The organism is Jatrophihabitans sp., assembly GCF_036000465.1.
Taxonomy (GTDB): Bacteria; Actinomycetota; Actinomycetes; order Mycobacteriales; family Jatrophihabitantaceae; genus Jatrophihabitans.
Map to the genome: position 1 here is coordinate 128,818 of NZ_DASYFV010000044.1, position 13,355 is coordinate 142,172.

The window sequence follows — 13,355 nt, forward strand, 5'->3', positions numbered from 1 at the left end:
CGACCGGGACGGGTCAGTTGCTCGTGTAGACGAGCGGGACGCTGACGCCCTTGCAGTTGTCCTGGTTCGCCGACGGGTTGTCGTTGAGCGCGATCGACGCGCCGCCCCACGAACCGACGGCGGTGCCGGAGGCGATCTCGGCCTGAGTGGCGGCCGGCTGGACGAGCGTGAAGTCAGAGGCGGTGCACGCGGGCTTGCTGCCGTCGACCAGCGACGACGACCAGCCGCTCTTGATCGCGACGCTCACCTGGTTGACGAAAACCTTGCTGGCGTTCGTGTTGTCGAAGTTGCCGGACAGCCCCGCGGCCGCACCCCCCGGGTAGAGGCCGGCGATGGTGCTCGTCTGGTTGACCGTGATGCCCTGCGTCGTGCCGGTTGAGGCCGTGCCGGTACCGGTGCCGTTGGCGGTCCAGTACGCGAACGCGACACCCGCGCCCGAGGCGACGATGACGCCGGCCGCGCCGACGACTGCGGCCTTCTTCAGCGAGAACTTGCGCATGACGATTCCCCTTGAGGTAAGTGGAAGGCAGAGGCGGTTCCCGGGACTGCCCCTCGCAGTCCCTCGTCCTCGACCTGGCAAGGGGGCTAACGACAATTTCACGCGCCGGGATATGGACCTGGATCGATGCGGACCGAAGGTCCCCGATCACGCTGGACCGCGTAACCGATCCGGGGCGCCGGCGTTGGTCACGAGCGCGGCTCGCCGACACCCCGGACACACCGGGCGCAGGGGTCACAAAGGGTCGGCTCGTCGCCAAATGCCTTACGCAGCAGCGAATGCACCTTTTCGGGCGGCTCCGCCGGGCCGTCGCTCAGTCGTCCTCGGAGTCCGGGTCGAGTTGCGCATCGAGGTCGGTGCGATCGACCTTCCGCGCCTGCACCCGGGCCTCGAGCTGCCGGGTGAAGTTCTGCCGCGGCCGCGCCAGCAGGACGAGGGACAGCGGGACGGACACGACCAGCGCGATGAGCGGCGCCAGGAATCCGTGCACGCCGAGAAGGACGAGAATCCCCCAGAGCGCGAAGAACATGCCGAACCGCAGCGCGGTGTAGAGCCACATCGAGCCCATCCAGCCGCCGAAGGTCGGCTGCTGGGTCGGGGTGTTCTGCTCGCTCACCCGGACGAATCTACCTGCCCGCCCTGGGCCCCCACGACTTCGCGCCCGGCCGCGAGGTCAGCCACAGCCGGCGTCGTCGAGCTTCACGGTAAGGGGGCGGACGAGGGGCTGGCGCAGCACCACGGGCGCGCCCGTGCCGGCCGGTTCCTTCAACCGCAGTACGACCGTCGTGGTGCGACCCCGCGGCACGGGCACCTGCAGGGCGAACGTCGGATGCCCGCGCTCGGCCCCGTTGTAGACGAACACCGCCCGGCCGCCGTCCGTGGCCGACGTGAGCGTGGCGCCGGCGGTCGCCAGGTAGCTGATGTCGAGGACGTTGTCGCCGACCGGCTTACCGCCCTTGATGTACTCCGGCGGGTCGACGTAGGGCGGCAGCGCCTTCGACGGCGCACTGTTCGTCAGCGCGATGGAGACCGTGACGTCGCGGGTCGCCCCGCAGCCGGTGCGCTGCCAGGTGACGCTGCGGTCGAGGTAATAGTCAAGCTTGTTGCCCAACCCGTTCGACACCGATACACCGACGTAGGGCGCGCTGGTGACCGGGATGGTTCCCGAGAGCGAGGTCTGGTCGAGCGCCGCTTCGATGCTCGGGTCGCGGCTCCACACGAGCAGCCGCCGCTCGCCGGCCGCGCGTCCCGCGGCCTTGACCAGTGATTTCGTGCTGCCGTGGGCCTGGACGATCTCGGTGCTCACCGCCTTCGCGACCTGCAGCAGGTACTGCTTGCGCACCGCGGTGGAGGAGATCGTCGAGTACACCGTGCTCTGGGTCAGCGAGACGACGTTGTCGGCGCCGACCTTGGTGCCGTCCTTCAGCGTCGCCGGACCGGTGACTTCGAGCAGGTAACTCAGCCCCGTCGGGTCGAGCGCGATGGCGCCGTCGACCTTCTCGCCGCTGACCTTCTGCCACATGGCAGCCCAGATCTGTCCCGCGTAGGGGAAGTTCGGGCTGACGTTGCTGTTGACGTACAGGTTGGTCGACTTGTCGCCGCCGTAGAGCCCGTTGAAATCGGCCCCGAGCTGCACGCCGGAGTCGACGTGGCGCAACGTGTTGTCCGGCTCGAAATGGGTGAAGTGCAGCCGGCCGTGATCGACGACGAGAATGCCGAAGGCGCCGGGCAGGCCGCCGGTGCCGCGGGCCTCGGCGTTGTTCTGGAAGGCGACGAAGTAGCGCTGCGGCCCGTCGAGGCCGAGCATCTTCGGCGCGATGCTGGCACCGAGATCGACCGAGTGCACCGTCTTGCCGAGCGATTCGAGTTGGGCCAGCACGTCGGATCGCGCGGTGTCGACGGTCGTGATCCAGGTTCGCTTCGGCAGCGCGGCGACCCGCGCGGTGGCCTCCTGCATCGCGGCGTCGGCCCGGGCGATGTTGGGCGCGTTGGCCGCGATCGCCGCGACGTTGATCGACCCGTCGGGCAGGCGCAGCGTGGCCGGGTCGAGATCCTTGCTGGCCCGGACGAGGCCGGGCAACGCCTGCGAGGCGAGCAGGTCGGCGCTGGAGGTGATGCCCCGGACGGTCTCGACCGGTTCGCCACCGGCCGGCAGGTCGGCTGCCAACGCCCACACCGGGCCGGTGGTCAGCCAGTGCGCGCGCTCGGCGTGCCCGGCGAGCGAGGCAGCCGTGACCCGGGCGCCGGGCAGGTCGCCGGCCGAGATCTGTCGCCGCAACTGGTGCATCTCGCTGCGGACCGTCTGGAGTTCGTTGCGCGCGAGCATTCCGGTGACCGCCAACCAGGCCCCGCTGAGCAGGATCAGCGCACCCACGAACAGCATCGCCAGGCCGAGGTAGCGGCGGCGCTTCAGCCGCCGCTTCCGGTCGGTGTCGGCCGCGAGCTCGTCGACGGCGGACGGGTCGGGCGGCGGACCCGTGTCCGGGCTCTCGGGATTCTCAGTCATGACATGCCACTCGGGCCCCCGTTACCGAGGGCCCGAGTGAAAGCTGCAACGTCAGGCGCGACGGCCGCGACGGCCACCGAAGGTGAACAGCGCACCGGCCGCGAGAAGCAGGACGCCCAGGCCGCCGATCGTCCAGACCGCGACACCGGTGGCCGACAGGCCCTGGGTACCGCTGCTGGAGCTGGAGCTCGGGTTCGCCCGGCTCGAGCTCTGCCCGGCGATCCCGCAGTCGGTGTTCACCTTGACCTGGGTGCTCGCGGTGTCGCCACCGGCGCCCGTGCCGGTGAGCACCTTGTTGCCCGTGATGCTCGACGGGAACGTCGCCGTGGTGGTGAAGTTGCCCGTGGAGTCGGTCTTCGCCGACCCGACGGTCGTCCCGCTCACGGTCAGCGTGACGGCCTCGTTCGGCTGGAAGCCGCTGCCGGTCACGGTGCCCGAGGTGCAGACCGGGCTGTTGATGGTGATCTTGGGCGTGTACGCCGCGTTACTCGGCGCTGCCAGGGCGATGAGCGCGAACACGCTGCCCAGCAGAAGAGCGAACACGGCTACGGCACGTTTGTACGTCGTCATTTCTTTATCCCCCGGTTTGTGGCAGCGACGCGAAGAACTGCCTTCTAGTCACAGGAACCATATCCGCTGCGCCGCCGCCCGGAAAGTCGGGATTCAAGAAGGGGTCTAAAGACCTGCCTTTACCGGACGTCTATTCGCGACATCAGGCCCAAATCGCCTGCGGCTCGGCTCGTCGCTGCTCGAGCGGCACCGGCGGGTCGTATTCGCGAATCACCTCGTACCGCGTGTTGCGCTCCTTCGGCTGGAACCCGGCATCGCGGATGAGGGTGAGCAAGTCGTCGCGCGTGAGCTTGTCCGGCGTGCCGTAGCCGTCGGCGTCGTGCGTGATCTTGTACTCGACGACCGAGCCGTCCATGTCGTCGGCGCCGTAGTTCAGCGCGAGCTGGCTCGTCGACAGCCCGTGCATCACCCAGAAGACCTTCACGTGCGGGAAGTTGTCGAGCATCAGCCGGCTGACCGCGAATGTCTTGAGGACGTCGGCGGGCTGGGCCATCGGCAGGTGGCTGAGCCGGTTGTTGTCGTTGTGGAAGCGCAGGGGGATGAACACCTGGAAGCCGCCGGTCTCGTCCTGCAGCTCGCGCAGTCGCAGCACGTGATCGACGCGGTGACGCGGCTCCTCGATGTGGCCGTAGAGCATCGTCGCCGGCGTCTTGAGTCCCTTCTGGTGGGCCAGCCGATGGATGCGCGACCAGTCCTCCCAGTGGGTGTTGTGGTCGACCACCTGCTTGCGGACGTCCCAGTCGAAGATCTCGGCGCCGCCGCCGGTGAGCGACTCGAGGCCGGCGTCGATGAGCTCGTCGAGGACCTCGTCGGCCGACAGTCCCGACAGCGTCTCGAAGAAGTGCACCTCGGTGGCGGTGAAGCACTTGAGCGCGACATCGGGCAGCGCCTGCTTCAGCTCGCGCAGCACGCGCGGGTAGTACTTCCACGGCAGCGTCGGGTGCAGGCCGTTGACGATGTGCAGCTCGGTGAGCCCGTCGTCCTTCATCGCCAGCGCCTTCTCGACGGCCTCCTCGACGCGCATCGTGTACGCGTCCTTCTGGCCGGGCTTGCGCTGGAAGCTGCAGTACGCGCACGAGGCGGTGCACACGTTCGTCAGGTTCAGGTGCCGGTTGACGTTGAAGAAGACGGTGTCGCCGTTCTTCTGCGTCCGGACGGCATGGGCCAGGCCGCCCAGCCAGGCGAGATCGTCGGAGTCGTAGAGGTCCTCACCGTCCTGGCGGTTCAGACGCTCGCCGGCCCCGATCTTCTCGGTGAGCTCGGCCTTGCGGAAGTCGTTCAGCGGCATGCTCCGAGCGTACGTGCGCCCCTTTCGCGATGCCCGTCCGGTGGACGTGAGATCACCCGCACCACCGGGTTGACGCCGCTAACTTATCGCTGCTAACTTATCGCCGTTCGCGATCATCGGAGGAGACCCGCCATGCTGACCCGCTTCGCCGATCTGGGCATTCGCCACCCGCGCCGGATCCTGGCCACGGCCGCCCTGCTCTTCCTGCTGGCCGCGCTCTACGGCGCCTCGGCCGCCGGCCACCTCAGCTCCGGCGGGTTCCGCGACCCCCACTCGGCGTCGAGCCAGGTCGACGACCTGCTGCAGAAGACGTTCCACGCCGGCCAGAGCAACCTCGTCCTCGAGGTCACGAGCGCGCAGGGCGCGTCGAGCAGCGCGGCCCGCCAGGCCGGCCTCGCCGCCGTCGCGGCGATCCGGAAATCGCCCTACGCCGACCAGGTGAGCTCCTACTGGAGCGTCCCGGCGGCGCAGGCCCGCGGCCTCGTCAGCCGCGACGGCAGGTCCGCCCTGGTGGTCGCGAGCATCGCGGGGTCGGACTCCGAGGCACCCAAGCGCGCGGCCGACATCAGCAAGCCGCTGGCCGGCACGCACGGCGCTGTGACGGTCCGGGCCGGCGGCTTCGGCAACGCCTTCGACCAGGTGAACGACCAGACCAAGAAGGATCTCGCCACCGCCGAGATGATCACCATCCCGCTGACCGTCATCGCTCTGATCTGGGTCTTCGGCAGCCTGCTCGCCTCGCTGCTGCCCCTCGTGGTCGGCCTCTTCGCGATCGTCGGCACGATGGCCTCGCTGCGCGGGCTCGCGATGCTGACCGACGTCTCGACCTACTCGCTGAACATGACGACGGCGATGGGCCTGGCCCTCGCGATCGACTACAGCCTGTTCGTGGTGAGCCGCTACCGCGAGGAGATCCGGCGCGGGGTCGCCCCCGACGCCGCCGTGCGCCGCACCATGCAGACGGCCGGACGCACCGTGCTCTTCTCGGCGCTCACCGTCGGTCTGTCGCTCGCAGCGATGCTCGTCTTCCCGGTGTACTTCCTGCGCTCGTTCGCCTACGCCGGCATCGCCGTCGTGGCGCTGGCGACGGTGGCGGCGCTCGTGCTGCTGCCGGCCATGCTGACGCTGATGGGCACCCGGGTCGACGCGCTCGACCTGCGGGTGTTCGTGCGCCGGTTGCTGCGCCGCCCCGCCCCGGTCGTGAAGCCGGTCGAGCTGGGCTTCTGGTACCGCTTCGCCCGCGGCGTGATGAAGCGGGCCCTGCCGGTCGGGCTCCTCGTCACCGCGGTGCTCGTCGGCCTCGGACTGCCCTTCCTGCACGCCCAGTTCGCCTACCCCGACGATCGCGTGCTGCCGCACTCCGCCTCGGCCCATCAGGTCGGCGACGACGTCCGTGGCGTGTTCTCGTCCAACGCCGGCTCGACCGTCACGATCGCGGCGAAGGACGTCAGCTCGGCCCCCACCGCGATCGGCGGCTACGCCGCGGAGCTGTCGCGGCTCGATCACGTCTCGTCGGTCAGCTCGGCCGCCGGCGTCTACGTCGACGGACGCGAGGTAGCGCCCACGACCGGCCAGCAGGTCGGCGACGCGACATACCTCGCGGTACGGATCGACGTCGAGGCGCAGTCCGCCGCCGGTAAGGCACTGCTCAACTCGGTGGAGTCGGTACCGGCGCCGTGGCGCGTGCTCTACGGCGGGCAGACCGCCGTCAACCGGGACAGCCTGCACGCGCTCGGTTCGGCCATGCCCTACGCGCTGATCCTCATCGCCCTCGCCACCTTCATCGTGCTGTTCCTGTTCACCGGTTCGGTGGTGCTGCCGCTGAAGGCGTTGGTGCTGAACACGCTGTCGCTGTCGGCCACCTTCGGCGCGATGGTGTGGGTGTTCCAGTACGGCCACCTCGGGTTCCTGTTCAACGACCTGACCACGACGGGCACGCTGGTGCCGACGATGCCGCCGCTGATGTTCTGCCTCGCCTTCGGTCTCTCGATGGACTACGAGGTCTTCCTGCTGTCGCGCATCCGCGAGGCGTGGCTGGAATCCGACCGCAGCGCCGGGGCGAGCGTCGAGGCCGTCGCGCAGGGGCTCGGCCGCACGGGCCGTATCGTCACCGCCGCCGCCCTGCTGATGGCGATCGTCTTCGCCGGGATGGCCGGCTCGACGGTGTCGTTCATGATGCTGTTCGGCGCGGGGCTTACCCTCGCGGTACTGATGGACGCGACCGTGGTGAGAGGAATCCTGGTGCCCGCCTTCATGCGCCTCGCCGGCAGGTGGAACTGGTGGGCCCCGAAGCCGCTCGCCCGGCTGCACGCGAGGGTCGGTCTGAGCGAGGGCCCGTCCGTGCCCGACACCATCGAATCCCTGCAGGAGTTGACGTCGACGCGATGAGTTCCGGCACCACCGCTCGCAAGCCCGTTCGCCGCCGCCGCGCCCAGCGCGGCAGCGGCGAACAGCTGCGTCCGGAGATCGTGAAGGCGGCCAAGGACCTGCTGGCCGCGTCGGCCAACGCCGACGCCGTATCGATCCGGGCCGTCGCCGAGGCGGTCGGGGTCACCCCGCCGTCCATCTACCTGCACTTCGAGGACAAGAACCAGCTGCTGAGCGCCGTCGTCGTCGACGTCTTCGCCGAGCTGGACGCCGCGATGCTCACCGCCGGTGAGGGCGTCGAGGCCCCGCTCGGCCGGCTGCGGGCGTTCGGGCTCGCCTACGTGAAGTTCGCCGTGAGCCACCCGGAGCACTACCGGCTCGCGACGATGGACCCGTGCCCGAAACCGGTCGACGAGGTCGACGAGGTGCTGCGCAGCTCGTCGTTCGTCCACTTCATGCAGACGGTCGTCGACTGCATGGACGCCGGCATCTTCGCCGCGGGCGACCCGCTGCCGGTGACCTTCCAGCTCTGGGCGGCCGCGCACGGCATCGCGTCGCTGGTCATCGCCAAGCCCTACCTGCCGTGGGGCGACATCGAGGCCTTCGCCGACCGCGGGCTGTGCGCGGCCGCCCTGGGCCAGGCCACCGGGGATCTGCTCGGCGGCAAGCCGACGCTCGACGTCGTCGCGGCCTGGCTGGCCGAGCAGAAGGGCGCGGCGTCGTGACCCTGCTCCGCTTCGGCCCGCGGGAACTGCACACCACCGACCGCCCGAGCTCGACGGCGCAGTGGACGACGTTCGGCCGCACCCTCGAACTCGGCCGACCCGAGGACGAGCGCATCGTCAGCGACGCCTACGCCCCGGTGTTCCTGTCCGGCACGAGCCGGCGGCTCATGGCCCCCCTGCGCCTGGCCGAGCCACTGGTGCGCGTCGCCGAACGCTCGACCTTCTCGGCGCTCGCGACCTCGGGGTTGTGCCGGCACGCGTTCATCGACGAGCAGTTGCTCGAGGCTCTGCCCGAGGTCGAGCAGGTGATGATCCTGGGCGCCGGCTACGACAGCCGGGCCTACCGCTTCCGCCGCTCGATCGGGCAGCGTCCCGTGTACGAGGTCGACCTCGCGCCGCTCTCGCGTCGCAAGGCGCAGATCGTCGCGGCGCACGAGGACCTTTTCGGCCGGGCCCGCATCCAGCGCGTCGAGATCGATTTCCGGACGCAGTCCCTGCGCGATCAGCTGACCGGGTCGGGCTTCCGGATCGGCGCGCCGACCTTCGTGGTGTGGGAGGGCGTGAGCATGTACCTCACGCCCGCTGCGGTCGACGGCACGCTGCAGGCCCTCGCCTCGGTGTGCGGCAGCGGATCGGTACTCGCGCTGGACTTCTGGCAACGGGTCGCAGGGCGCGCCGCCTACGACCAGGTGCGCCGGGTCGGCGAGCGGGCGATGCGGGTCATCGGTGAACCGATCGGGTTCAGCATCGATGCCACGCACGCGCCCGGTCTGCTCGCCGGGTTCGGGTTCGAGGTCGTCGACCTGGCGGTCGCCACCGACATGACGCGGCGCTTCGCCACCGCCGGCCGGCACTGCGACGCCGGCATGTACGTCGCCGCCGCCCGGCTCGCCTGATCCGGTTCAACGCCCGGCCGGGGAGCAGCTGATCCCGAGCAGCGTGATGTCACCGAACCTCGACGAGACGTCGGCTCGTGCTCTCGGGCAGACGGACGTGACCGGGGACGGCAGGTGCGTCCGCGACGGCCGGGGCAGGAAGGTGGCGTACCAGACCCGCCCGGCCGGACCCGCTGCGCTCCGGTAGGCCGCGGTGGTCAGCGGCGCCGGGCGCAGCACCGTCCGCGCGTAGACGTCGGGCTCGCCCCCGCTCGTCAACGCGCGCTCGACGAAGGAACTGAAGGCCCCGTCCCGGGCGTAGTACGCGAATCCCGCCGCGAACCCGCCGGAGCGGTAGGTCTGGTTGAGCAGGATCAGGTCCCCGCGGTGCGCGTGCGTGCGCAGGTAGGCCACCGCCGACGCGTAGTCGTCGGTGCGCACCCGGCCGGTGACCATCGCGTGCGCGCGGGGGTAGCTGATCGACGCCACGAGGCCGATCACCAGAACCACCGACACCCACCGGGTGGTACCCGACACCGCGCTCAGACCCAGCGCGGTCCCCCCGCCGAGCACCAGGGCGAAGGCGCCGGTGGCCATGAGGTTGTAGCGCTCGAGGAGTTCGAGCCCGGTCATCCGCGACAGCACGAACAGCCCCGCCATCGGGATCGCGAGCAGCGCCAGGCCCATCAGCCACAGGCGATCGAGGCAACGCCGGCGAACCTGCACGAGGGCACTCACGCCGACCGCGACCAGCACGAGCGCACCCACGCCGGTCCCGCCCACCAGGGTGTTCATGACGCGGAGCGCACCGCGCACCGACCCGCCGCGCGCGAGTTCGGCCTGCCGCTGCTGCGACCGCGACGCGACCAGGAGCAGACCCGCAGCGGCGATCGGCACGACCGTCACTGCCGCGATCCGCGAGTCGTCCCGCGACGCGCGCGTCACGAGCACGACGACGAGCTGCGCCAGGACCACGAGCACGGCCAACGGCTGCAGCAGCACCGCGGCCGAGGTGGCCAGCAGGTAGGTCAGCACCCGCCCTCGCGACGTCTTCCGCGCCGTGCGGCTGTCGACCTGCAGGGTCGCCGCGACCATGAGCAGCATGACCAGCGCATACGAGCGGGCCGTCGTCGCCCAGTAGAGGAACTGCGCGTTCAGGAGCAGGTAGGCGCCGGCGATCACGCCGGCGGCGGTGCCCCACGCGGTGGCCGCGGCCCGGACGATCAGGAGCACGATCGCACCGCCGGCGATCCACGACGGGAAGCGAAGGGCCACCGGACCGTCGCCGAACACCCGCCAGTAGTGGATGAACAGGTAGTAGCCGCGTAGCACGCTGTCGACGTGGCCCGTCGCCCGCCAGAGCTGCGTCGGGCTCAGCGCGCTGAAGATGCGTGTGGCGATCTCGTCGCGCCACAGCCCGGCGCCACTCAGCGAGACGGCCGTGAGCGCCCCGTACACCGCGAGGAACGCGGCACCGACGATGCCGGCGGTTCGCGACGCGGTGGCGGGCGCACGGTTCATCAGTCTCGGGGCCCCCGGGGCGCGGCTGGATCAGTCCGAGCCAGAACGTAGCGCCGGAGAGGTCCCGGGTGGCGTCGTCGTCAGGCGACGCTCAGCCGGTGCCGGGGGCGGCTGCCTCAGCCGGGGGCGGCGCCGCCCGAATTCTTGCCCCAAGGGGCAGGACGCCCGCCGGGACGTCGGGCCACCCTGGCAGGCGACCCGAGGAGGCAGCCATGACCGCTCCACCACCCGGTGCGCAGATCTCCGAGGACGGCTACTACTGGTGGAACGAGAACACCGGTGACGCGAACGAGCCGGCCCGCTGGGAGCTGATGGCCGATCCGGCCACGGCCGCGAGCAGCACGGCGGCCACCCAGGGCGCGGCGTCAGGCCAGGCGCAGAGCCAGGACCCGGCTCAGGACCCGAGCCAGCAGCAGTCCACCACGGGCGACGTCACCCTCGAGTGGCAGTACACCACCGACGACGAGATGAGCCTCGCGCTCGACGACCTGGTCGCCTCGGGCTGGGAGCCCGGATCCGAAGACGAGACGGCGTAGGAGTCGACATGCCCGATCCGAAGATCACGTTCCCCGGCGGGGCGTTCACGGTCAGCGGCTACGCGCCGACGTTCTCGCTCGGCCAGCTGGGTCAGTGCAAGCTCGGCGACACGTTCCAGATCACGCCGCCGCCCGGGCTCAAGGACATCCAGGTGAAGGCCGGCATCCACGTCATCGACTGCACCTGGGGCCGCAAGGGCTCGCTCTGGCTCGAGCAGTCGCTCACCGCCGGCGGCACGTTCAGCCTGGCCAACGGGGCGGGTGGCAGCATCGCGCTGAACAACCAGCTCTTCTGGACGCCGATCCGCGAGATCTACTTCACCTTCTCGTTCACGCTGAACGGCAGCATCGACCAGCACGGTGCGCACGGCACCGTCAACTTCGGCAGCCAGTTCAAGCTGATCGACACCCCGACCGGCTTCGCCGGGGCCGGCATCCACTTCTAGCTCGTCGGCTCCGGCACCCCGGACACCTCGGCCGCCGGGACGCGGTCCTCGAACTTCGTCGACAGCACGACGGTCGTGCGCGTGCGGGCGACGCCGCTCATCGAGTTCAGCGCGCGGATCGTCGCCTCCAGCCCGGCGACATCGGGCACCCGCACCTTCACCACGAACGTCTCCTCGCCGGCGACGAACCAGCAGTGCTCCACGACGGGCAACGACGCGAGCGAGGCGGCCACGCCGTCGGTGTCGGCGCTGTCGGTGATGAAGATGCCGACCAGGGCGTTCATCGCGTAGCCGAGCGACTCGGGCGCGACCGCGGCGTGGTAGCCGGTGATCACCCCGTTCGCCTCGAGCTTCGCCACCCGCTCGTGCACGGCCGGGGCACTCAGCCCGACCGCGCGGGCGAGCTCGGCGTACGTCGCGCGCGCGTTGGCCCGCAGCGCATCGAGCAGCTTGCGATCGACGGTGTCCACGCCGGCGACGTTACCGGTCCTCCGCAGCGCGCGCGCCGCCCAAGGCGCCGGTCCAGCGCTTGATCAGGTCGTGCGGCACGCCGATGACGTCGAGGATCTTGGCCGCGACGAAGTCGACGAGCTGGGCGACCGTCTCGGGCGCGCTGTAGAAGCCCGGGCTGGCCGGCAGGACGACCGCGCCGGCGTCGTGCAGCGCCAGCATGTGCTGCAGGGTCGCGCGGGTGTAGGGGGTCTCGCGCGGCACCACGACCAGCGGGCGTCGCTCCTTCAGGGTGACGTCGGCGGCCCGCTGCAGCAGGTCCTTCGACAGCCCGAGCGCGATGCCGGCGACGGCGGCCGTCGAGGCCGGCACGACGACCATGCCGCGCACCGCGTACGAGCCGCTGGCCGGTCCGGCACCGAGGTCACCGGGCGTCCAGTACCGGGTGTCGTGCGGGTCGCGGCTCAGCCAGGTCGCGAGGTCGTCACGCCAGTGCGCGTCGCGGAACGACAGGCCGGTCTCGTCGAGGATGGTGAGCCGGGCCGCGCGGGACACGACCAGGTCGACGGCGCAGCCGGCATCGAGCAGGCCGTTGATCACGGCGCGGGCGTAGGGGGTTCCCGAGGCTCCGGACACCCCGACGACCCACGGGGTCCTCATAGGCCGAGACCGTGCACGATCAGGTCGGCCAGCGCGAAGCCGAACAGCCCGATGCCGATGACGCCGTTGGCGGTGAAGAACGCGCGGTTGACCCGCGACAGATCATCGGCGCGGACGATCACGTGCTCGTAGATCAGCACGCCGGCCGTGAGCACGACCCCCGTCCACCACAGCGAGCCGAGACCGGCGGCGGCGCCGAACCAGGCGAACCCGCCGACGGTGACGACGTGCACGACCGACGAGGCGCGCAGGGCGGCCGGGATGCCGAAGCGCGCCGGGAACGAGCGCGAGCCGATCTCGCGGTCGATCGCGGCGTCCTGGCAGGAGTAGATGAGGTCGAAGCCGCCGATCCAGGTGCCGACGGCGAGTCCGAGCGCAGTCGCGGCCCAGGTGGCCGAGCCGGTGACGGCGATCCAGGCCCCGACCGGCGCGACGAACTGGGCCAGGGCCAGCAGCGCCTGCGGGAAGTCGGTGAAGCGCTTGCCGTAGCTGTAGAGCACGAGCAGCGCGACCGCGATGGGCGCGAGCGCGAGGCAGAGCCACGAGAGCGCGGCGGCACTGCCGAGGAAGACGACGAGCGCGACCAGCGTGCCGACCCAGGCGCTGTTGACCGACAACTCGCCGGTGACGAGTTCGCGCCGGGCGGTGCGCGGGTTGAGCGCGTCGAACCGGCGGTCGAGGATCCGGTTCGCGCTCATCGCGACCGTCCGGGCCGACACCATCGCGACGGTGATGAGCACCAGCTGCGCCCAGTGCACCGTCCGCGTCTGGGCCCACATCGCGGTCAGCGCGCCGATGTAGGCGAACGGCAGCGCGAACACCGAGTGTTCGATCATCACGAGCGAGAGGAACTTGCGGACGCGACTACGGGGCTTCGGGGCGACCGCGGTGTCCACACCCCGATTCTGCCAG

General features: G+C 70.6%; 14 protein-coding genes. 5 read left to right on the forward strand and 9 right to left on the reverse strand.

Features of this window, described 5'->3' with window-relative positions:
• Positions 1–13 precede the first annotated feature (13 nt).
• The 5 genes from VGN18_RS14490 to mqnE form a co-directional block, all read right to left on the reverse strand.
• The gene (locus VGN18_RS14490) at positions 14–499 is read right to left on the reverse strand and encodes a hypothetical protein (RefSeq protein ID WP_327540412.1); all 486 of its coding nucleotides are present in this window, start codon (positions 497–499) and stop codon (positions 14–16) included.
• Positions 500–812: 313 nt separating this feature from the next.
• Positions 813–1,115, reverse strand: coding sequence for a DUF4229 domain-containing protein (locus tag VGN18_RS14495; protein WP_327540413.1), 303 nt, complete (start codon positions 1,113–1,115; stop codon positions 813–815).
• Positions 1,116–1,172: 57 nt separating this feature from the next.
• Positions 1,173–3,005, reverse strand: coding sequence for a DUF4012 domain-containing protein (locus VGN18_RS14500; RefSeq protein WP_327540414.1), 1,833 nt, complete (start codon positions 3,003–3,005; stop codon positions 1,173–1,175).
• Positions 3,006–3,056: 51 nt separating this feature from the next.
• On the reverse strand, positions 3,057–3,548 hold the full coding sequence (locus VGN18_RS14505) for a hypothetical protein (protein WP_327540415.1): 492 nt from the start codon (positions 3,546–3,548) through the stop codon (positions 3,057–3,059).
• 169 nt (positions 3,549–3,717) lie between these two features.
• The gene (mqnE, locus tag VGN18_RS14510) at positions 3,718–4,863 is read right to left on the reverse strand and encodes an aminofutalosine synthase MqnE (RefSeq protein WP_327540416.1); all 1,146 of its coding nucleotides are present in this window, start codon (positions 4,861–4,863) and stop codon (positions 3,718–3,720) included.
• A 132-nt stretch (positions 4,864–4,995) separates the two neighbouring features.
• Between mqnE and VGN18_RS14515 the strand changes: the two genes are divergently transcribed.
• Genes VGN18_RS14515 through VGN18_RS14525 form a run of 3 tightly spaced genes read left to right on the forward strand, consistent with a single transcriptional unit; the run spans position 4,996 to position 8,851 of the window.
• Positions 4,996–7,251 carry an MMPL family transporter gene (locus VGN18_RS14515; protein ID WP_327540417.1) on the forward strand — a complete coding sequence of 752 codons (2,256 nt, stop codon included), beginning with the start codon at positions 4,996–4,998 and terminating at the stop codon, positions 7,249–7,251.
• Positions 7,248–7,955: a TetR/AcrR family transcriptional regulator gene (locus VGN18_RS14520; protein ID WP_327540418.1), complete on the forward strand. Its 708-nt coding sequence runs from the start codon at positions 7,248–7,250 to the stop codon at positions 7,953–7,955. The genes VGN18_RS14515 and VGN18_RS14520 overlap by 4 nt, the downstream gene beginning before the upstream one ends.
• Positions 7,952–8,851 (forward strand): SAM-dependent methyltransferase, encoded by a 900-nt coding sequence (locus tag VGN18_RS14525; protein ID WP_327540419.1) that lies wholly within the window; start codon positions 7,952–7,954, stop codon positions 8,849–8,851. The genes VGN18_RS14520 and VGN18_RS14525 overlap by 4 nt, the downstream gene beginning before the upstream one ends.
• A 6-nt stretch (positions 8,852–8,857) precedes the next feature.
• On the opposite strand, the gene VGN18_RS14530 is transcribed toward VGN18_RS14525, so the two are convergent.
• Positions 8,858–10,351 (reverse strand): hypothetical protein, encoded by a 1,494-nt coding sequence (locus tag VGN18_RS14530; protein WP_327540420.1) that lies wholly within the window; start codon positions 10,349–10,351, stop codon positions 8,858–8,860.
• 212 nt (positions 10,352–10,563) lie between these two features.
• Between VGN18_RS14530 and VGN18_RS14535 the strand changes: the two genes are divergently transcribed.
• Both VGN18_RS14535 and VGN18_RS14540 read left to right on the forward strand, forming a co-directional pair.
• A complete protein-coding gene (locus VGN18_RS14535) occupies positions 10,564–10,887 on the forward strand; it encodes a hypothetical protein (protein ID WP_327540421.1) in 324 nt (107 codons plus the stop codon).
• An 8-nt stretch (positions 10,888–10,895) separates the two neighbouring features.
• Positions 10,896–11,333 carry a hypothetical protein gene (locus VGN18_RS14540; protein ID WP_327540422.1) on the forward strand — a complete coding sequence of 146 codons (438 nt, stop codon included), beginning with the start codon at positions 10,896–10,898 and terminating at the stop codon, positions 11,331–11,333.
• On the opposite strand, the gene VGN18_RS14545 is transcribed toward VGN18_RS14540, so the two are convergent.
• Genes VGN18_RS14545 through mqnP form a run of 3 tightly spaced genes read right to left on the reverse strand, consistent with a single transcriptional unit; the run spans position 11,330 to position 13,339 of the window.
• On the reverse strand, positions 11,330–11,803 hold the full coding sequence (locus VGN18_RS14545) for an Lrp/AsnC family transcriptional regulator (protein WP_327540423.1): 474 nt from the start codon (positions 11,801–11,803) through the stop codon (positions 11,330–11,332). The two genes, VGN18_RS14540 and VGN18_RS14545, sit on opposite strands and share 4 nt — an antisense overlap.
• Before the next feature lie 10 nt (positions 11,804–11,813).
• Positions 11,814–12,443: a UbiX family flavin prenyltransferase gene (locus VGN18_RS14550; RefSeq protein WP_327540424.1), complete on the reverse strand. Its 630-nt coding sequence runs from the start codon at positions 12,441–12,443 to the stop codon at positions 11,814–11,816.
• On the reverse strand, positions 12,440–13,339 hold the full coding sequence (gene mqnP / locus VGN18_RS14555; RefSeq protein WP_327540425.1) for a menaquinone biosynthesis prenyltransferase MqnP: 900 nt from the start codon (positions 13,337–13,339) through the stop codon (positions 12,440–12,442). The genes VGN18_RS14550 and mqnP overlap by 4 nt, the downstream gene beginning before the upstream one ends.
• Positions 13,340–13,355: the final 16 nt, after the last annotated feature.